19 protein-coding genes, 1 tRNA gene and 1 riboswitch are annotated in these 19,219 nt (G+C 73.0%); of the genes, 9 read left to right on the top strand and 11 right to left on the bottom strand.

The window, feature by feature from the left end; translation table 11 throughout:
• Positions 1-19 precede the first annotated feature (19 nt).
• The 3 genes from ACIP93_RS16660 (at position 20) to ACIP93_RS16650 (ending at position 2,682) form a co-directional block, all read left to right on the top strand.
• Positions 20-382 (top strand): hypothetical protein, encoded by a 363-nt coding sequence (locus ACIP93_RS16660; protein ID WP_401759414.1) that lies wholly within the window; start codon positions 20-22, stop codon positions 380-382.
• Positions 383-636: 254 nt separating this feature from the next.
• The gene (locus ACIP93_RS16655; RefSeq protein WP_401759411.1) at positions 637-1,695 is read left to right on the top strand and encodes an MBL fold metallo-hydrolase; all 1,059 of its coding nucleotides are present in this window, start codon (positions 637-639) and stop codon (positions 1,693-1,695) included.
• Between the two features lie 78 nt (positions 1,696-1,773).
• A complete protein-coding gene (locus tag ACIP93_RS16650) occupies positions 1,774-2,682 on the top strand; it encodes a carbohydrate kinase (protein ID WP_401759408.1) in 909 nt (302 codons plus the stop codon).
• Between the two features lie 95 nt (positions 2,683-2,777).
• Here ACIP93_RS16650 and ACIP93_RS16645 read toward each other — a convergent pair.
• Positions 2,778-2,851: transfer RNA gene (locus ACIP93_RS16645), tRNA-Pro, on the bottom strand.
• 137 nt (positions 2,852-2,988) lie between these two features.
• Here ACIP93_RS16645 and ACIP93_RS16640 point away from each other — a divergent pair.
• Both ACIP93_RS16640 and ACIP93_RS16635 read left to right on the top strand, forming a co-directional pair.
• Positions 2,989-3,708: a transketolase gene (locus ACIP93_RS16640; RefSeq protein ID WP_345218723.1), complete on the top strand. Its 720-nt coding sequence runs from the start codon at positions 2,989-2,991 to the stop codon at positions 3,706-3,708.
• Between the two features lie 42 nt (positions 3,709-3,750).
• Positions 3,751-4,644, top strand: a complete 894-nt coding sequence (locus tag ACIP93_RS16635; RefSeq protein WP_401759405.1) for a transketolase family protein — start codon at positions 3,751-3,753, stop codon at positions 4,642-4,644.
• 42 nt (positions 4,645-4,686) lie between these two features.
• On the opposite strand, the gene ACIP93_RS16630 is transcribed toward ACIP93_RS16635, so the two are convergent.
• The 6 genes from ACIP93_RS16630 to ACIP93_RS16605 all read right to left on the bottom strand — a co-directional run bounded on the left by ACIP93_RS16630 (position 4,687) and on the right by ACIP93_RS16605 (position 9,745).
• Positions 4,687-5,613, bottom strand: a complete 927-nt coding sequence (locus tag ACIP93_RS16630) for an alpha/beta fold hydrolase (protein ID WP_401759402.1) — start codon at positions 5,611-5,613, stop codon at positions 4,687-4,689.
• Positions 5,614-5,799: 186 nt separating this feature from the next.
• Complete coding sequence (locus tag ACIP93_RS16625) at positions 5,800-6,369, bottom strand: GAF domain-containing protein (RefSeq protein ID WP_380837691.1); 570 nt, start codon at positions 6,367-6,369, stop codon at positions 5,800-5,802.
• Positions 6,366-7,055: an ATP/GTP-binding protein gene (locus ACIP93_RS16620; protein WP_380837693.1), complete on the bottom strand. Its 690-nt coding sequence runs from the start codon at positions 7,053-7,055 to the stop codon at positions 6,366-6,368. The genes ACIP93_RS16625 and ACIP93_RS16620 overlap by 4 nt, the downstream gene beginning before the upstream one ends.
• On the bottom strand, positions 7,033-7,404 hold the full coding sequence (locus ACIP93_RS16615; RefSeq protein ID WP_345218717.1) for a DUF742 domain-containing protein: 372 nt from the start codon (positions 7,402-7,404) through the stop codon (positions 7,033-7,035). Before ACIP93_RS16615 ends, ACIP93_RS16620 begins: the two co-directional genes overlap by 23 nt.
• A 2-nt stretch (positions 7,405-7,406) precedes the next feature.
• Positions 7,407-7,844, bottom strand: a complete 438-nt coding sequence (locus ACIP93_RS16610; protein ID WP_345218715.1) for a roadblock/LC7 domain-containing protein — start codon at positions 7,842-7,844, stop codon at positions 7,407-7,409.
• Positions 7,845-7,849: 5 nt separating this feature from the next.
• Positions 7,850-9,745, bottom strand: coding sequence for an ATP-binding protein (locus ACIP93_RS16605; RefSeq protein WP_401759397.1), 1,896 nt, complete (start codon positions 9,743-9,745; stop codon positions 7,850-7,852).
• A gap of 704 nt (positions 9,746-10,449) precedes the next feature.
• On the opposite strand from ACIP93_RS16605, the gene ACIP93_RS16600 reads away from it, so the two are divergent.
• A complete protein-coding gene (locus ACIP93_RS16600; RefSeq protein WP_401759394.1) occupies positions 10,450-11,175 on the top strand; it encodes a response regulator in 726 nt (241 codons plus the stop codon).
• A gap of 550 nt (positions 11,176-11,725) precedes the next feature.
• The gene (locus ACIP93_RS16595; protein ID WP_401759391.1) at positions 11,726-12,118 is read left to right on the top strand and encodes a hypothetical protein; all 393 of its coding nucleotides are present in this window, start codon (positions 11,726-11,728) and stop codon (positions 12,116-12,118) included.
• A gap of 397 nt (positions 12,119-12,515) precedes the next feature.
• Here the strand turns inward: ACIP93_RS16595 and ACIP93_RS16590 are convergent, their stop codons facing one another.
• Both ACIP93_RS16590 and ACIP93_RS16585 read right to left on the bottom strand, forming a co-directional pair.
• Positions 12,516-13,766, bottom strand: coding sequence for an MBL fold metallo-hydrolase (locus ACIP93_RS16590; RefSeq protein ID WP_401759389.1), 1,251 nt, complete (start codon positions 13,764-13,766; stop codon positions 12,516-12,518).
• Positions 13,767-13,955: 189 nt separating this feature from the next.
• Positions 13,956-14,726, bottom strand: coding sequence for an SIMPL domain-containing protein (locus ACIP93_RS16585; protein WP_401759386.1), 771 nt, complete (start codon positions 14,724-14,726; stop codon positions 13,956-13,958).
• Positions 14,727-15,013: 287 nt separating this feature from the next.
• On the opposite strand from ACIP93_RS16585, the gene ACIP93_RS16580 reads away from it, so the two are divergent.
• On the top strand, positions 15,014-15,904 hold the full coding sequence (locus ACIP93_RS16580) for a PfkB family carbohydrate kinase (protein ID WP_345219110.1): 891 nt from the start codon (positions 15,014-15,016) through the stop codon (positions 15,902-15,904).
• Between the two features lie 13 nt (positions 15,905-15,917).
• Here ACIP93_RS16580 and ACIP93_RS16575 read toward each other — a convergent pair whose 3' ends face one another.
• On the bottom strand, positions 15,918-16,709 hold the full coding sequence (locus tag ACIP93_RS16575) for an SGNH/GDSL hydrolase family protein (RefSeq protein WP_401759384.1): 792 nt from the start codon (positions 16,707-16,709) through the stop codon (positions 15,918-15,920).
• Between the two features lie 185 nt (positions 16,710-16,894).
• Positions 16,895-17,887 carry a peptidoglycan DD-metalloendopeptidase family protein gene (locus ACIP93_RS16570; RefSeq protein ID WP_401759381.1) on the bottom strand — a complete coding sequence of 331 codons (993 nt, stop codon included), beginning with the start codon at positions 17,885-17,887 and terminating at the stop codon, positions 16,895-16,897.
• Positions 17,888-17,891: 4 nt separating this feature from the next.
• Positions 17,892-18,102, bottom strand: a riboswitch (cyclic di-AMP (ydaO/yuaA leader).
• Positions 18,103-18,413: 311 nt separating this feature from the next.
• On the opposite strand from ACIP93_RS16570, the gene ACIP93_RS16565 reads away from it, so the two are divergent.
• Complete coding sequence (locus tag ACIP93_RS16565; protein WP_401759378.1) at positions 18,414-19,214, top strand: tyrosine-protein phosphatase; 801 nt, start codon at positions 18,414-18,416, stop codon at positions 19,212-19,214.
• The last annotated feature ends 5 nt before the right edge of the window (positions 19,215-19,219 follow it).

Genomic DNA, 19,219 nt, shown 5'->3' with positions numbered 1-19,219 from the left:
ATCCGGACACACGCAAGGCATGACTCGCCACGACGAAGACCCCACCACTCCCCCGCCCGACACCGTCGGCGCCCGCTCCCGCACCGAGGTGGAGACCACCCTGCGGGAACTGGAGGCGGAAGCCGCCGCCCCGCACCGGCAGACCCAGATCAGCCGCGGCGCCCTCGCGGGCTACATCTGGGCCCTGGGCAGCGCCCAGACCACTCCGGTCACCGGCAGCCACTGCTCGGTGGCGCCCAACGACGCCGAACTCGCCGCCGAACTGGCCGCGACGGAGGACCAGTTGGCCGACCCGGTGCACCGGGACATCCCCCGCGAGTACGTCCAGGGCGTGTGCGACGCGCTCGCGTGGGTGACCGGGCGGAGCGACAAGAAGGCCTGACGCCGCCCAGGCGCCCGGCGCCATCCGGCTGACGGACGGCGCGGACCGACGCCGACGCGGCTGCGCGCGGACTCCGGGCAGGACGTCGGGGAGCAGACGTCCGCGCCGTCCACCCCCGCGCACTGTGATGCTCAACGCATCGGCGCACGGCCCCGCTTCCCGCATCCAGGGCTACGCTCGACCTGTCTGCACCTGCCACGAACCCGTACCGGCACCCGCCGCCGCCCGCACCTGCCACCGCCCCGGAGCGCCCCTTGGCACAGCCCCGCACGGAACGGTCCGGGGCCCTCCCCGACCAGCCCGACCACTGGACGGAACCCGGCGCCCACCTCGTGCGCGAGGGTGTGTACCGGATCCCGCTGCCCCTGCCCCTCGAAGGCCTGAACGCGGTCAACGTCTACCTGGTCGAGGACCGCGAGGGCCCCGTCCTCATCGACTCGGGCTGGGCGGGCCCGGAGACCGGCAAGGCCCTCGCCGAGGCCCTGCGCCCCCTGGGGCACACACTCGGCGACCTCGCCCAGATCCTGGTGACGCACGCCCACTGGGACCACTACACCCAGGCCCTCCTGCTGCGCGAGTCCCTGGGCGTACGGGTACGGATCGGCCGGGGCGAACGGCACTCCATCGAGGGCCTGGACCTGAACCGGGGCGCGCACCCGGCGCAGGCCGCCCAGCTCCGCCGCTGCGGCGCGAAGGACCTCGCGGACGCCGTGGCGGCGATGCCGGTGACGGCCGAGGAGTGGGCGATGCCCTTCGGCCCGCCGGACGCCTGGCTGGACGACCACGAGGAAGTGCCCCTCACGGAACGGACGTTGAAGGTGCTGGCCACCCCCGGGCACACCCGGGGGCACGTGGTCTTCGGCGACCCCGGCGCCGGACTGCTCTTCGCGGGCGACCACGTGCTGCCGCACATCACCCCGTCGATCGGCTTCGAGCGCAGCCCCGAACGCTCACCGCTGCGTTCGTACCGGCAGTCCCTGCGCCTGGTGCGGGAGTTGCCGGACGCGCTGCTCCTGCCCGCGCACGGACCGGTGACCACGAGCACGCACACCCGCGTCGACGCCCTCCTCGCCCATCACGAGGAACGCCTCGACGCGGTGGCCCGCGCGGTCCGCGGGGGCGCCCGCAGCGCGCTGGACGTGGCCCGCGCCCTGCCGTGGACCCGCCGCCGACGCCGGCTGGACGACCTGCCGGACCAGCACCGGATGCTGGCGGTGCTGGAGATCGACGCGCACCTGGAGGTGCTGGCCGAGACGGGGGTGCTGTGCTGGGAGCCGGTGGCCGGGGTGCGGCACTTCGCCGTGGCGGGGTGAGGGCGGGGCGGTTGCGTTCCGCGCCCCGGGCCGCGGGTATGCTCCGGCCTTCCGCACCCCGTCCGGAAGGAACGTCGCGTGATCGTCGTCGCAGGTGAGGCCCTGATCGACCTGGTGCCCGGGTCCCGGGGCGACGCACTGGCCCCGCTGCTGCCCGCCCGGGGCGGCGGCCCGTACAACACGGCCGTGGCGCTGGGACGGCTGGGCGCGGACGTCGCATTCTGTTCGCGGATCTCCACCGACGCCTTCGGCGACTCGCTCGTGGAGCGGCTGCGGGCGGAGAACGTCTCCACCGAGCTGCTCCAGCGCGGCCCCGAGCCCACCTCGCTGGCCGTCGCCTCCCTCGGCGCGGACGGCTCGGCGTCGTACGCCTTCCACGTCGCGGAGTGCGCGGACCGCCTCTTCACCACGCCCGGCCGGCTGCCCGCCGGGGTCCGCGCCCTGTCCTTCGGCACGTGCTCCCTGGTGCTGGAGCCGGGCGCGAGCGCGTACGAGGAGCTGATGCGACGGGAGGCCGGACGCGGGGTGTTCGTCGCGCTGGACCCGAACATCAGGGCCGGGCTGATCGCCGACCCGGACGCCTACCGGGAGCGCTTCCGCGGCTGGCTGCCGTACGTCTCCCTGCTCAAGCTGAGCGAGGAGGACGCCCACTGGCTCGGCCCGGACGTGCCGGGCTGGCTCGCGGCGGGCCCTGCGGCGGTGGTCGTCACACGGGGCGGCAAGGGCCTCACCGCGTTCACGGCGGGCGGTGAGTTCTCGGTGCCGGGCGTCCGGGTGGACGTGGCGGACACGATCGGCGCGGGCGACACCGTGAACGCGGCGCTCCTCCACGGCCTCTCCGCCCGCGGCCTGCTGTCGGCGGAGGCGGTGGCAGGCCTGGACGGCGACGCCTGGACCGAGCTGCTGGGCCTCGCCGCGCGCGCCGCGGCGCTCACCTGCTCGCGCGCGGGCGCGGAACCTCCGTACGCCTCCGAGCTGCACGCGTGAGCCGGCCGCGGAGTTGCGCCGCTCCGCTCGCACTTCAACGCAGAGGGCCGGTTCGGATTTCTCCGAACCGGCCCTCTGCACACGACTCCTTCGAGTCGGGACGACAGGATTTGAACCTGCGACCCCTTGACCCCCAGTCAAGTGCGCTACCAAGCTGCGCCACGTCCCGTTACTCGCCTGACCTGGGGTTTTCCCTGGCTGAGCGCGTACGAGAACAATACCGCACATCAGGTCGTGGTCGCGAACGGCTTTGCCGGGACGCGGGGGCTTGACCTCAAGTCCACTTGATGTCCGAGAGTCCTCCACATGAGCACACAAACACCGGCACGGACATCTCCGCAGCAGCCTTCCTACGGATACGCCGACCTGGGCCGCCTGATGGGCCTGATGACCGGCGACGAGAAGCACGGCCCCGCCGCCACCTCGACGCTGGACGCCCTCTGGGTGCTCTACGACCGGGTCCTGCGGGTGACCCCCGGAACCGCGGAGGACCGGGCGCGGGACCGGTTCCTGCTGTCCAAGGGGCACGGCCCGATGGCGTACTACGCGGTGCTGGCCGCGAAGGGGTTCTTCGGGGAGGAGGTGCTGGCGGGGTTCGGCTCGTACGACTCACCCCTCGGGCACCACCCGGACCGCGTCCTGGTCCCCGGCGCGGAGATCGGCAGCGGGTCGCTCGGGCACGGGCTGCCGCTGGCGGTCGGCACGGCACTGGGGCTGCGGGCGCAGGGGCTGACGGACCCCGCGGTGTGGGTGCTGATCGGGGACGCGGAGCTGGACGAGGGCAGCAACCACGAGGCGATCGCCTTCGCGGGTCCGGCAGGGCTCGACCGGCTGCACGCGCTCGTTGTGGACAACTCCTCCGCCACGCACGGGTGGCCCGGCGGCATCGCCTCACGCTTCGAGGCGGCCGGCTGGTCCGCCGCCACCGTCGACGGCCGCGACCACGAGGCGCTGCACGCCGCGTACACCGCCCCGCATCCGGGCCGCCCGCACGTGGTCGTGGCCCGCGTCGAGCCCAAGAACTGACACCGCCGACAGCAACAGACCGACCGGAAAAGGACATTGACCATGGACACGATGCGGGACCGGTTCATCGCCACCACCTCGCGACTGCTGGACGAGGACCCCCGGGTCGCGGTCGTCCTCGCCGACATCAGCGTCGACGGATTCTCCGCCGCCCGGCGCCGGCACCCCACGAGGGTGGTGAACGTCGGCATCCGGGAGCAGTTGCTCGTCGGCGCGGGCGCCGGGATGGCGCTGACCGGTCTGCGGCCGGTGGTGCACACCTTCGCCAGCTTCCTGGTGGAGCGGCCCTTCGAGCAGGTGAAGCTGGACTTCGGGCACCAGGGCGTGGGCGGTGTGCTGGTGAGCGCGGGCGCTTCGTACGACTGGCCCGCGGGCGGGTTCACCCACATGGCGCCCGGTGATGTGGCGCTCCTCGACACGCTCGACGGATGGACGGTGCATGTGCCCGGCCACCCCGACGAGGCGGAGGCGCTGCTGCGGCACGCGGTCGCCGACGGGGACGAACGGGTCTACGTACGGCTGTCGTTGCAGAGCAACGCCCGGGCCCGGGAGGTGCGGGGCGGCGGGGGGTTCGTCACCGTGCGCGAAGGACGTGGCGGGACGGTGGTCGCCGTCGGGCCGATGCTCGACGCCGTGCTGGACGCGGTGGCGGACCTGGACGTGACCGTCCTGTACGCGGCCACCGTGCGGCCCTTCGACGGGGCGGCGCTGAGGGCCGCCGGGCACACCGATGTCGTCCTCGTCGAGCCCTGCCTCGCCGGGACCTCGACCACCGCCGCGAACGACGCGCTCGCCGGCCTCCCGCACCGGGTGCTCGGCCTGGGCGTGGGACAGCGCGAGCTGCGCCGGTACGGGGACATGGCCGACCACCTCGCGGCGCACGGGCTCGACGCGGCCTCGCTGCAGGAGCGGATCAGCGTCTTCCTGAAGGCGTAGCGCAGTCGAGGAGGCCGGCGTGGAGTTCCCGCCCCCTCGCGCTCAGACGTGCTTGTCGAGCCAGGCCGTCAGGTCGTCCTGGACCTCGTCCCTGTTCGTCTCGTTGAGGATTTCGTGGCGGGCCCCCGCGTACCCCTTCCAGGTGAGGTCCTCGACGCCCGCGTACCGCAGGTCTTCCAGGAGTTCGTGGACGAGTGTCATGCCCTGGTGGCACGGGTCCTCGGTGCCGACCGCGAGGTGGAAGGGGAGGTCGGCGGGGACGCGGGCCAGGTTGCGCGGGTCGTTCAGCTTGCGGATGCCGCGCACCCAGTCGAGCGAGAGGCCCGTGCTGAACGGGAATCCGCAGCGGTCGTCGGCGGCGTACGCGTCGACCTCGCTCTCGTCGCGGGAGAGCCACTCGAAGCCGGTGCGATGGGTGAACGCGTCGTTGAAGTGGGCGAACCGGTCGGCGGTGAAGGAGGCGGTCGCGTCCCGGCCCTCGGTCCTCGCCTGCCGCTCCAGGTGCGCGACCGCCGCTTCGAGGTCGGTGCCGGGCAGCGTGCGGAAGACCCCCGACAGGATCACCCCGGCGAGCCCGTCGGGATGTTCCTGCGCGTAGTCGCGGGCCAGCATCGCGCCGAGGCTGTGCCCGAGCAGCACCACCGGCACGCCCGGGTGCAGGGCGCGGGCCTGGTCGCCGACCGTGCGCAGGTCGGCGACCATGTTCCGCCAGCCGTCGTCGCCCGCGACGCCGAGCCCACCGGTGCCGGCGGCGGTCGCGCCGTGGCCCCGGTGGTCCGAGGCGAGCACCCCGTACCCGTGGGAGACGAGATGGCGGGCGAACCGGTCGTAGCGCTGGGCGTGTTCGGCCGCTCCGTGCGCGATCTGCACCAGTGCGCGCGGGCGTCCGCTGCCGGGCAGCCAGGTGTACGTGGCGAGCTGGACGCCGTCGTGTGCGGTCGCCGTGCCGGGGGTGCCGGGAGCGGTCATGGTCGGCCTGCCTCTCTGAGCTGACTGTCGCATCGCGGGTGGGGTGACGCTGCGGGTACGGTGCTGACCCTCCCCCGGACCCGCGCGGTCATGCCGGGCGCCCGTCCCCCGGCCCTGCGACCGTTCGGCGTACGCCACCTGCTCCGGGGCCGGTGGACGGCCGTGCGACGCCCCGGCGGGGCCGCCTCAGATGCCGCCCTCCTCGCGCCGCCCGATCTGCGTCATCAGTTCGGCGGCCATCGCCTTGATCGTCTCCAGGCCCTCGCGCCCCCACTGCCGGGGCTTGACGTCCACCACGCAGATCGCGCCCAGCGCGATGCCGTCCCGGTCGATGAGCGGTGCGCCGAGGTAGGAACGGATGCCGATCTCGTCGACGACCGGGTTGCCCGCGAAGCGCGGGTAGTCGCAGACGTCCTCCAGGACGAGGGCCTTTCTGCGGGCCACCACGTGCGGGCAGTACCCGTGGTCGCGGGCCATCGCCCGGCCGATCCGCCCGGCGGCGGCCGCGGCCCCCAGGTCGCTGCCGGAGTGGGTGCCGTTCGGGGTGTGCAGCCCGGCGAAGAACTGCCGGTTCTCGTCGATGAAGTTGACCATCGAGTACGGTGCCCGGGTCGCCTCCGCGAGCCGTACGGCGAACGCGTCCAGCATCGGGTCCGGCCGCCCGCCGAGACCCAGCTCCCTGAGTCTGCGCGCCCGTTCGGGCCCCTCCCGGTCGGCCGGGGTGAGCAGCAGGTGGCCGATCCTGTCGTACGTCATGGGTGTGCTCCGTGGGCCGTGGTGGGGGCGGCGGGCGCGTGCGCGAGGAGGTGCTTGACGAGGGTGACGAGGGTGGCGACACCGGAGCTGGCGAGCCGGGCGTCGCAGATCACGATGGGGATCTCCGGGTTGAGGTCGAGGGCGCCGCGCACCTCCTCGGGCTCGTACCGGAAGGCCCCGTCGAACTCGTTGACGGCGACGACGAAGCCGATGCCGCGCTGCTCGAAGAAGTCGACGGCGGCGAAGCAGTCCTCCAGGCGGCGGGTGTCGGCGAGGACGACCGCGCCCAGCGCCCCCTTGGAGAGCTCGTCCCACATGAACCAGAAGCGTTCCTGCCCCGGTGTGCCGAAGAGGTACAGGACGTGGTCCTTGTCGAGGGTCATGCGGCCGAAGTCCATGGCGACGGTGGTCATGGACTTGTTCTCGACGCCCTCCAGGCTGTCGGTGCCGGCGCTCGCCTGGGTGAGGAGCTCCTCGGTGCTGAGCGGGTCGATCTCGCTGACCGCGCCGACGAAGGTGGTCTTGCCGACGCCGAAGCCGCCCGCGACGAGGACCTTCAGCGCGGTGGGGAAGACCTCCTCGGGGCCGGGCCCGCCGCCTCCGGGTCCGTCGCCCCCGCCCTCGCGGCTGTCGTCGTCCCCGGGTCCGAACGCGGAGCCGTAGTCAGAGTTGTCGTCGTAGACCATCGAGCACTGCCTCCAGCAAGTCGCGGTCGGTCGGGGGGTGTTGGAGGATCGGGGCGTGGGTGAGGACCGCCCCGCAGTCCACCAGGTCGCTCAGTACGACCTTGGTGACGACGGCGGGCAGGCGCAGGTGTGCCGCGATCTCCGCCACCGACATGGGGTCGTCGCACAGGCCGATCGCCTGCGTGTGCTCGGGGCCGAGGTGCAGCGGCAGGCCGGTGCCGGTGGCCATCACCATCGTCAGCAGGTCGAGTTCCACGCTGGGGCGGGTGCGGCCGTTGCTCACCGTGAACGGGCGGATCAGCCGGCCTGCCGCGTCGTCGAGCCAGGGCCCGTCCTGCGGGGCCGCCACGTTCAGTACCCCGGGGCGTTCGGCACACTGCCCGCCCGCTGCCGTGCCGGGGTCGCCAGGTACGGACGTACGCTCTTGACCAGCATCGCCATCTCGTACCCGAGGACCGCGGCGTCCGCCTCGCGTCCGGCCAGCACGGCGAGGAAGGTGCCGGACCCCGCGGTCGAGACGAACAGCAGCGTCGAGTCCAGCTCGACCACCACCTGCCGCACCTCGCCGCCGTCCCCGAACCGCATTCCGGCGCTGCGGCCGAGCGAGTAGAGCCCGGAGGCGAGGGCCGCCATGTGGTCGGCGCTGTCGGTGTCCAGGCCGTGCACGGACTTCACCAGTCCGTCGGAGGAGAGCAGTACGGCGCTGCGGGTGTACGGAACCCGTTGTACGAGTCCGCTCAGCAGCCAGTCCAGATCGGTTGCTTGGCCGGTCGGCGCGTCGCTCGCCATGGGGGTCACTCCTTGGGGGTGGGGAAGTGCGTGAAGTGCGGGTCGTCGGGCTGTCGGGAGTCGGGCCCGGCGGCGGCAGCGTCGTCGGCGGGGTATTCCTCCGTGCGCGGGCCGGCCGCCTCGGCCAGTCCGATGCCGCGCTGGAAGGCGGCCATCAGTCCGGGGTCGTGCAGCACGGGCTGCTCGTCGTCCTTGCGCGGGGCGGGTCCGTCCTTCAGTTGCGGTACGAGGTGCTCCTGGCTCCTGCGCCTGGGCAGCCGGGGCTTGCCGGCCCGGCCGCGCACCGCGCCGTCGGGCGCGCCGCGCGCGGTGCTGTGCACCGGTTCGGCCGGGACCGTGAACTCCGGTGGTGCGGTGGTCCCGTGGGTGACGCCGGGCACGGCGGCCGCCGGGTTGGGCCGGTCGGCGCCCTGGCCGCGCACGGGCAGGGGGGTGTGGCCGGCGGCCGGGGCGGGGCGGGCGGGCTCCTGCCGGGGGCCGGGCGCCCCGTCGCCGGGTTCCTGCCGCGGGTCGGGCACCCGGTCGTCCGGCTCCTGCCGCGGGTCGGGCGTCCGGTCGCGGGACGGCAGGGGCGGGGCGCTCCGCCGGTCCGCGGGTGCGGCGGATATCGGGGGCGGGCCGCCCTGCGGGGAGGCGGCGGAGGCGGCGGAGGCGGGCTGCCGGGACGTCCCCGGGCCAGCGGCGTCGTACTCCTCGCCCAGCAGTGCCTCCGGGAGGACGAGGACGGCCTGCACTCCGCCGTAGATGTTGTTCTGGAGGCGGACGGCGATGCCGTGCCTGCGGGCCAGCGCGGACACCACGAACAGGCCGATCCGGCCGTCCTGGAGGAGGTGCTGCACATTGACCTGGTCGGGGTCGGCGAGCAGGGCGTTCATCTTGTTCTGCTCGGTGACCGGCATGCCGAGACCCCGGTCCTCGACCTCGATGGCGAGGCCCGCGGTGACCGACTGGGCGCGCAGCAGCACGGTGGTGTGCGGGGCGCTGAACACCGTGGCGTTCTCCACGAGTTCGGCGAGCAGGTGGATGACGTCGGCGACGGCGTGGCCGCGCAGGGTGCCGTCGATCGGCGGCACCAGCTTGACCCGGGAGTACTGCTCGACCTCGGCGATCGAGGAGCGCATGACCTCACTCATGGAGACCGGGTTGCTCCACTGGCGGCGCGAGACGGCCCCGCCGAGCACGGCCAGGTTCTCGGCGTGCCGGCGGATGCGGGTGGCCAGGTGGTCGACGTGGAAGAGGCCCTTGAGCAGGTCCGGGTCCTCGACCTCGTTCTCCAGTTCGTCCAGGAGCTGGATCTCGCGGTGCACGAGCGACTGAAGACGCCGTGCGAGGTTGACGAAGACCTCGACCTTCTGGTCGGTGCCCGCGCTGCTGGAGAACTGGGACGCCTGCACGACGGCGGTCACCGCCGTGTCGTGGGCGCGTCCCATCTCCCGGGCGAGCTGGTCGAACTCGTCGCCGCCGCGGGGTGCGCCCACCGGCACGGTGCGCCGTATGTCGGGCTCCTCGCCCCGCCGCAGCACCTCGACGACGGCGCGCAGCTCGTCCTGGCGGCGGGCGCTGGTGCGGCGCAGTTCGACGCAGCGCGATGTGACCGAACGGGCCGCGCGCAGGGCCGCCACCACGGCGACGAGCACGGCGACGGCAGCGAGCACGGCGGCTGCCGCGAGGCCGATCCATAAGCTCTGCGTCGGGCGGATCCCGGCGGTGCGGACCGTGTGCAGCACGGCCCCGGTGCCGCTGAGGGCGACCACCAGGGCGGGGAGCACGGCGGCGCGCAGCAGTTGGGGACGCAGCTGCGCCTCGGAGGTGGACGCCGCGGAGGGGCGGGTTCCGGGCCGGCCGTGCCGCCCGCCCTCGCGGCGGTCTGCTCGCGCGGCTGGTGCGCGAAGATGAGACATCAGCGTCCTCGGTACGTGGGGCCCCACGGATTGCGGAGTGCAGGGCCCTCCTGGTCTCAGGGCCTGCGGCCGGCCCGGTTTTCCGGGCCTGGGGCAGGGCTGGGCTCAACTCGGGTGATGCGGGCCCCCGTTGATCACCGGGCACTCACAGTAGTCGGGAACATTCCATGGGTGAGGGGCAGTTGCCAAACTTGCCCGCCCGGCGTCCCGCTCTGGTATGACATCTCGCACTGGCATACGGACCCCCGACTGGCGTGGACGGCCGTCTGCGGCACTCCATGACAGCCGGGCGGACGCCGCTGCCTCCTTCTGCCCGACGGCCGGGAAGGCCGACCGCGCCGCCGGGGCGCCGACGGCACGGAACCAGACGTGGGTTCGAAGGGCTCTCCCCACGGGTGCGGGGCGATATCGAGAATGCCCCGGTGGATCGGCAGCAGCACGCCGCACGGGGCGCCGCCCCGGAGGTCCAGGTGGGGAGCCCCGCGCGGTACGGCACCCCCGGAGCTCGGTGCGCTCCCGGACCTGCCGGCCCGTGCCGACACAACCGCCTCCGCGCCCTTACGGCACCTCGGCGCACAACAACCGGCAAGGGCCACGTCCTTGACGAATAGAGAGAAAGCCCGCCCTTGGCGATGAACGCTGGAAAATCATGATGGGCTAGCGTGAATCATCGTTTATCGGTCAGAATTACGGGGGACTCCAACGTGGCCACGGTGAACGTCATGATCGTCGACGACGACGTCCTCCTGCGTCATGGATTGCAGCGCATTCTGGAGACCGCCGGAGACATTCGAGTCTCTGCCGCGTGCGGCGGGGGCGAGGCCGTGGCCGCTGCCGTGCGGCACCGCCCCGACGTGGCGCTGGTCGACATCCACATGCCCGACGTCAACGGGCTGACGGTCCTGAAGGACCTGCGCGCCCTGCCCGAGCCACCGGCCGTGGCAATGCTGACGGGGTTCGGCAGCGACGAGAACGTGACCCGGGCACTGGCCGCAGGCGCGGCGGGTTTCCTGCTCAAGGACCGGGCGGTGAACGAACTCATACCGGGAGTGAGGCTGTTGGCCGTCGGGGGAAGCGCGCTGTCGGCACGCGTCACTCATGCGGTGCGGGCCACCCCGCGAACTCAGCCCGTAGCCCCGGCTCCACTCGCGGTACGCGGTTACGCCACCTTGAGCGAGCGGGAGCGAGCGGTGCTGGAGCTGCTGCCCACGGGACTGTCGAACGAAGAGATCGGCCGTCGGCTCTTCCTCAGCAGAACGACGGTCCGGGACCACGTCAGCGCCCTGTTGGCCAAGCTCGGCGTGACGAACAGGGTGCAGGCCGCCATCGTGGCCCACACCGCGCGCACGGGGACGGGATCACTTCGGGGGCAACCGTCCACGCCCGTAACCGCTGTACCCGCACCCTCCCCGCCCGAGCCGGAGCGGTGAAGCGTCCGCCGACCTCGCTGGTGGAATCGCCCGCCGCCCTGGTCGCGCCTGTGGAGCCGTACACGGTGCGGGACCGGATCGGACCCGGGGCGCAGGCTGCCTGCCCGCTCACCGTAAACCTGCCGAGCGCACGTCGACGCCGGCCGTCGGCAGCAGCCGTCGCGGAACGGGCTCGGGCCGCCCGAGGCCGAACATGCCGTCTACTGCATGGTGCAGGAAGCCCTGACGAGTCCGGTCACGGGCTGACCGGCCTGCGGGAACGAGCGGCATTCCCGGCAGCACCCCCTAGCGCGGAGCGGACCGAGCGCCGCGGCTTCCTCGCGCGTATGCGCCGTTCCTACCCCCCGACATGTGTCGGGTGCCTCCCAACACTTGTCCACACAATAAGGACAGAGCTTCACGAAGGGCGCAAATGCTGATCAATCCATGTTGTCGTCAAGAGGGGCCGCGACGAGAGTTCTTCACGACCGCCCAAGCCTGTACGGAACAGAACGTCCCGACGGCGGCATGAACTGCTGGTAGTGGCTGAGTCGGGAGGAGAGCGGGTGTGATGACCATGGCTGTGGCAGCGTCCGTCCTGCGTTGGGGGTTTCTGGTCGCGGGGTGCGCCGTCCTCGTCGCCTTTTCGATTGCCGCTTTGCGTCGCCGGCGGGCGGGTTCCGGGTTCGGCCAACTGGTCGAGGTCATGGAGAGCGAGTGGTTCAGTGCGGGAAAGGTGTTCTTCGCCGTGCTCGTCGGGATCGCCGGTTCTTGGGTTTCCGCGTACGTGGGCGGGGCACGGACCGGCCTGGCGGAGGCCGTTCCCGTGGTCTTTCCCATGGGGATCGTCGCTTCGTTCGTCGTGTGCCGGTACGCGCGGGAGGGCGGCAGCCCGATGCGGGTGAAGGTGTGCGCCCTCGTTTTCGTACCGCTGACGTTCGGGGCCGTGATGACGGGTTGGTGAGGTGACATCCCGCGGGTGCGCCGAGCGGCCTCATGGGCGCGCACGGCGGTAGGGGGAATGCGCTGTGGATCTCGTCGGTGCCGCCCGGCCGGTGCCATGGCCGGACCGCGGTCCGCGTCCACCGGGTCGTCCCCGTCTGTCCCCGGGCAGCGGGTTCCCGTACGCGCTGACCGCGCCGGCAAAGGCGCCGGATCGTGGACGACCACCAGGAAGAAGCGCGCGCCCGGCGGGAGACCGGCCGCCGCCTCGGTCATGACCGAATGATCCGGGTGCGGACCTCGATGCGCGGCGGGCCGCGCGGGCTCGGCAGCGGAAGAACCTCTTTCGCCGCCGCCGGACGCGCATCCCGCCGCGCACACGCGCGCTCATCGTCCGGCCGGACCCTCCTTGTTCTACGTCAGCGCTCCGTCAGGAGCTCGCGCTCTTCCCGGGGCTCCCGCGCATCCGCCCGCGCCCCCTCGGGGCCGCGCCACGGCCGTGCGATCGGCCTCGACACAGCGCGCCACCACGGAACCGCCGGATGCTCCCCGGCGGGCTCGAAAGGCTGGCCCGGGCACGGGAAGGCCACCGCCTGCCCCGCCGCCCCGGCGACGTCACGCGTCCACTCCGCCGGCTCCGCCCACGCGTGCATCGCCAGGTTGAACGTTCCCCAGTGAATCGGCAGAAGCACCCCCGTGGCCTGCTGTCCCTGCAGGTCGAGGTGGGCACGAAGCCCCTCGGCGGGCGTCATGTGAATGTCCGGCCACGCACCCGGCACCGGCGTGGCATCCGTGTGGTTCTCCGGCCAGTACGGGCTGTACGCGCCGATCTGGATCATCGTGGCGTCGAAGGGGCCGTGCGCCGCGCCGATGTCCTTGAAGCCCTCGAAGTAGCCGGTGTCGCCGCTGTGGAAGATCCGGTGCGCGGGGCCCGCGACCGCCCAGGACGCCCAGAGGGTGTGCTGCTGGTTGCGCAGGCCGCGCCCGCAGAAGTGGCGGGCGGGGGTGGCGGTGAGGGTGAGCCCGGCGATCTCGGTGGACTCGTTCCAGTCGAGTTCGCGGATGCGCTCCGGGGGGACGCCCCAGCGCTCCAGGTGCGCGCCGACGCCGAGCGGGACCGCGAAGAGCGCGCCGCTCGCCCTGAGGGCGCGGATGCTGGGCATGTCGAGGTGGTCGTAGTGGTCGTGCGAGATCACGACGGCGTCGAGCTCGCCGAGGGAGCCCAGTGGCACGGGCACCGGGTGCAGCCGCTTGGGCCCGGCGAAGTCGAACGGGGAGCAGCGCTCGCTCCACACCGGGTCGAAGAGCACCCGGCTGCCGTCGATCTCGGCGAGGACGCTGGAGTGCCCCATCCAGGTCAGGCGCAGCCCGGAGGCGGGCGGCTCCTTGATGTCGGCGAGCGTGGTGGCGTGCACGGGGACGGTGCCCGCGGGTGCGCGCCGGATCCGCTCGTCCTTGCGGAAGTACGTCTTGAGCAGGCCGGAGGTCGATTTGGGCGAGGGCCGGTCGGCCCGGGTGCCCTCGGGGTTCTGGAAGACGCCGTCGGCGAAGTTCGGCGAACGGCGGATGCGCTCCATGCGCTCCCCGGCGGGATCGGCTCCGAACGCCGCGGTCCGCAGCCCGCGCAGTTTCTCGCGCAGCGGCGTCAGCGGGGAATCCGCACTGGTCACGGCACCTCCAAGGTCGGCTTCAGTCCATTATCGGCACGCCTGTACGACGCCCGGGAAACGGGCCCGTGACGGCGGACCGCACGGCAGGCGGCGCTTTCCCCGGGGAGAACGGCCGCCGGCTCTCACGTATGCCCGGTCGTCCTCCCCGTGGAACGCGCGTCGCCGCCGAAAGGGGTCAGCCGAAAGGGGTCAGTCGAGTTCGTAGACGGCGGTCACGACGACCTGTTCCTTGACCTGGCCGGGGGCGACGGGCACCGACGGAGGCGCGTCGGCGAGGGCCCCCGCCGGCACCTCCACCGGGCGCGGGCGGCCGGAGTCGGACTCGGTGAGGGAGACCAGCCTGCCGAGCGGGCGGCCGCTGAGCCGGGCGTACTGTGCGGCCTTCTCGCGGGCGTCGTCGTGGGCGGCCCGGCGGGCGGCGGCGCGCAGCGGGGCGGGGTCGGCGACGTCGAAGGTCACGCCGTGGACCCGGCCCGCGTCACCCGCGGCGTCCATGGCCGCCCGGATGACGGCCCCGGTGCGGGAGAGGTCGCGCACGCGGACCGAGAAGCCCTGTCCGGCCTGGTAGCCGGTCAGCCGCTGGTTGCCGTTGTCGTCCCGGTGGACGGGGTTCAGGGAGAGGCTCTCGGTGCGTACGTCACGGTCGGCGACGCCCTGGGCCCGGACCGCGGCGAGCAGCGCCCGGGCCGCGGCCGACTGGGCGGCGAGCGCTTCCTCGGTGGTGGGCGCGGTCGCCTCGACTCCGAGGTTGACGAACGCCGTGTCGGGCGTCGCCGTGGCCTCCCCCGATCCGGTGACGGTCACGGTGGCGGGCGCGGGGCGCGCGACCCCGGCGGTGACCGGGGCCGGGGTGAGCGCGGACGCGGGCGCCGCACCGGCGGCCAGCAGCCCGCCGACGAGGGTGGCGGCGACGAGCAGGCGTGAGGACGTCCGGCGCGGGGCAGGCGGGATCGGGGACATGGAGGGGGTCCTTCCGGGAGCCGGGGCCGCGAGGAACCCCGGCGGAACAGGGTTGCGGGACATCCCAGCACTCCCCGCGTCCGGCCGGGCCGCGCCACTCTGGCGACGTCCCCCGAATGTGTCTTCCGGGTCTCCGCGGGACGCGGGGGCGCGGCCGTCCCCGGCTCCGCCGCCGAAAACCGCCATACTGGGCCGCGTCGGCCACATCCGGGCAGGGAGAGGGGAACGCGGTGTCACAGCAGGTGCAGCAGCAGGACGGTCCGGACGGGGTCGGTGCGTACGACGTCCTGGTGATCGGCGGCAGCGGCGTGGACACGGTGGTGCGGGTGGACCAGTTGCCGGTGCCGCTGGCGGACTCGGTGGGCGTCGCCCCCATCAGCGAGTGGCCGGGGCACACGGGCGGCAACGTCGCGCTGGGCCTGCGGGCGCTGGGCCTGGGCGTGAAGTTCCTGGACGTGATCGGGGACGACTGGATCGGCGGGCAGGTGCGCGAGCGGCTCGCCAAGGGCGATGTCGACTTCGAGCCGCTGATCTCGCCCGCGGGCACCCGCCGGGCGGTCAACCTGGTGGACTCGACGGGCGGCCGGATGTCGTTCTACGACTCCCGGGACCCCGCTGACCTGCGGCTGCCGCAGGACTTCTACCTGCCGCACCTGAACCGGGCCCGGCACGTCCACGTCTCGATCGTGGACTTCGCCCGGCACCTGCTGGACGACGTGGTGGCGTCGGGCGTTCCGCTCTCCACCGATCTGCACGACTGGGACGGGACCGCCGACCACCACCGCGACTTCGCGCTCCGCGCCGACCTGGTGTTCCTGAGCGCGGCCGGCGCGGGCGAGCGGATCGGCGAGGTGATGCGGGAGATCCTGCGCGAGGGCCGGGCGCAGGCGGTGGTGGCGACGGCGGGCGCGGGCGGCTCGTACCTGCTGGCCCGGGACGACGGCAGCACCCCGCGCCCGGTTCCGGCGACCGTCCCGCCCGGCCGGGTGGTCGACTCCAACGGCGCGGGGGACGCCTACGTCTCCGGTTTCCTGTACGGGCGCCTGACCGGCCGCAGCCTTCAGGAGTGCGCCCACTTCGGCGCCCTCGCCGGGGCCTACGCCTGCACGGTCCCCGGCAACACCTCGCTGATCGGTCCCGAGGCCCTGCTGTCGGAGCCGTCGGACCCCTCGGCGTAGCCGCGCCGCGGGCTCAGAGCGGCAGCAGGTCCGGCCGCTTCGCCTCGACGTGGTCGCCCGAGCTCTCGCCGCGCAGCCGTCGCCCGATCCACGGCACCAGGTGCTCGCGCGCCCAGTCGATGTTGTCGCGGCGCGCGTCGAGCCTGCGGCGCGGCGCCATCGGCGGCCAGGGCTGGTCGGGGTCGGCCGGGATCTCCAGGCCGAGGACCTGACCGGCCCGCAGCGCCACCCGGGTGTGCCCCTCCGGGGAGAGGTGCAGCCGGTCGGAGTCCCAGGCCCGCCGGTCCTGCACCGACCTCAGCGACCACAGGTCCAGGACCGGGCAGCCGTACCGGTCGGCGATGGCCCGTACGTGTGCCGAGTACGTGGCGACCTTGCCGCGCAGGTGGCGCAGCACGGGGATGCCCCGGGTGTCGAAGCCGGTGGTCACCATGACCGTGCCGACGGCCGAGGTGAGGTCGGCGACGGCCCTCTCGAACCGTTCGGCGACGTCGTCGGGGTCGGAGCCGGGCCGGATGATGTCGTTGCCGCCCGCGCAGAAGCTGACCAGGTCGGGGGCGAGCTGCTTGGCCCGGGGGACCTGGTCGGCCACGATCTGGTCGAGCAGTTTGCCGCGTACGGCGAGGTTTGCGTAACGGAAGGTGTGTTCGGGTACCCGGTCGTCCAGGAGGACGGCAAGCCGGTCGGCCCACCCGATGAACGCGCCGCCGGGGCCGGGGTCGCCGACCCCTTCGGTGAAGCTGTCCCCGATCGCCGCGTACGACCCGATGGTGCCTGCGCTGAATGATGTCGAATCGTCTGCCACGTCGACACATCCTTCACTTTCGCAAGTGACCTACGCCACCGTAGGGAGGGGTTGACGGAGGGTGAGATATGCCACCGGTCAAGATTCACCCAACCCGGAATACGCGGGTGGCGCTTCGGGATACGCGTCTCGCCCCCGCACCGGGGCCGGTGCGGGGGCGAGTGGGCCGTGGGGGGCGGTCCGTACTAGAGCGGGACGCCGTTGTTGCGCAGGTAGCCCAGCGGGTCGATGTCCGAGCCGTAGCCGGGGCCGGTGCGGATCTCGAAGTGCAGGTGCGGGCCGGAGGAGTTGCCGGTGGAGCCGGAGTAGCCGATCTGCTGGCCGCCGGAGACGCTCTGGCCGGAGCGGACGCCCAGCGCGGAGAGGTGGGCGTACTGCGAGTAGCGGCCGTCGTTGTGCCGGATGACGACCTCGTTGCCGTACGCGCCGCCCCAGCCGGCGGAGACCACGGTGCCCGCGGCGACGGCCTTGACCGGGGTGCCCGAGGACGCGCGGAAGTCGACACCGGTGTGGTAACCGCTGGACCAGCTTCCGCCGGAGGCGCGGTAGGGGGTGGAGACGCCCGAGGGGACGGGGGCGCTGAAGCCGGAGCGCTGCGTCTGCCGCTTGCTCTCGGTGCGCTGCTCGGCCCGCTTCTCCGTCCGCTTCTGGGAGCGCTGCTCGACGCGGCTCTCGGTGCGCTGCTCGGCGCGCTTGTCGGTGCGCTCCACGCGCTCGGTCCGCTGCTGCTGCGGGGCCGGGGCGGTGGCCTTCCGCTCGGCGGCCGCGGGGGCCTTGCCGCCGAGGGTGAGCTTCATGCCGGGGAAGATCAGCGAGGGGTTCTCACCGACGACCTCCCTGTTGTCGCCGTAGACCTTCTGCCAGCCGCCGCGCACGTCCTGGTCCGTGGCGATCTTCGAGAGGCTGTCGCCGGACACCACGGAGTACGTACGGGTGCCGGTCTTCGGCGCGGCGGCGGGGGCCGCCTGCCGGGGCTCGGCCGCGCGCTGCTGCGGAAGCTGCGCCTCGGCGGCGGCCTGCGGCAGCGCGACGGGGGCGGCGCCCTGGTCGGCGGCGTTCGCACCGGTGGCGCCGATGAGCGGAAGGGCCAGTGCGGCGCCGCCCGTGCCGGCGGCGACGAAGCCCCGGGTGAGCGGGGAACTGGACTTCGGGCGGCGGTGCTTACCCTGAGCAGGCATGACGATGTCCTCTCCGGCGCCTGCGAGGTGAGCTGTCGGGTTCGGGCTGGAGATGCCCGGCCGCGCTCCACATCCGGGAGCGCTGCTTCACCCCGAGCCGTTCCGGCGGACTGTCGTCCTCCGGTACGGCGTACTACCTGGGTCCCCCGCTCCTGCCACACGAAGAAAAAGGGAAAGTGACTCCGAGCGGTGGCAGGATTCGGCGGTCCACCCGGATTGACGGTGACCGTAAGCGAGTGCGGACCGCCGGAACAAGCCGTTCCCCTTTTCTCCCTCGCCAGAACACGCCTTCTTCACGATTCTCCCGGTGGCGCGCAATCGTCCCGGGTGCCATCTCCCGCCTCTGGCCTGCCGTTTGACGCTTCGGCAGCAGACGTCACGGTTCGCTCTATGATTCTGCTCACTCGCACCCCCGTACGACCCAGACGGTTGCCTCAGGCACCCATATGGGGACGCTTCTGTCGTATCGTCGGCCCGTGGCCCTCGTCGGCGTGCCCGCGTCGGCGGACGACCTTGAGGAGCACTCGTGACGCAGCAGGCATCGCCGTCGGCCGAGCCGGATCTCGCAGGCGTACGGAACTTCCGCGACGTGGGCGGGCTGCCCACCGCGGACAGCCGGCGGACGCGTTACGGACGGCTCTTCCGCAGCGGCCACCTGGCGCACGCCACCGAGTCCGACACGGCGTTCTTCCACTCGCTCGGACTCCACACGATCTTCGACTTCCGCAACGCGGCGGACCAGGAGCTGGAGGGCCCGGACGTCGAGCTGACCGGTGTGCGGAACGTGAACATCCCGCTGAGCGACCCCGCGGACGGCGCCGAGTTCTGGATGATGGTGCGCGACGGCAACCTCGACCAGTTGCGCGAGATCCTCGACGACGGCAAGGCCGCGGCGCGCATGACGGCGTCGTACCGCCGCATGATCAAGGACCGCACCGCGGAGCACAGCCGGGTGCTGCACGCCCTGGCCGAGGACAGTGTGCCGGCGCTGATGCACTGCGCGGCGGGCAAGGACCGCGCGGGTCTGTCGATCGCGGTGACGCTGCTGGCCGTGGGCGTGGAGCCGGACGCGATCCGGGCGGACTACGTGAAGTCCAACGACCCGCACCGCCGCTACCGGGTGCGCCGCTCCAGCGCCTCGCCGGAGGCCATGAACGGCGAGGTGATGCGCCTGCTCGCACCGCTCTTCGACGCCCGGGCGGAGTACCTGGACGCGGCCTTCGCCACCATCGAGGAGACCTGGGGCACCACGGACGCCTACCTGGAACGGGGACTGCGGGTGACGCCCGGGGTCCGCGAGGCGCTGCGCGAGCGGCTCACGGAGTGACCGGG

It is taken from the genome of Streptomyces sp. NPDC088745, from assembly GCF_044751045.1.
GTDB lineage: Bacteria > Actinomycetota > Actinomycetes > Streptomycetales > Streptomycetaceae > Streptomyces > Streptomyces cremeus.
This window is presented reverse-complemented; position numbering and strand designations above follow the sequence as displayed.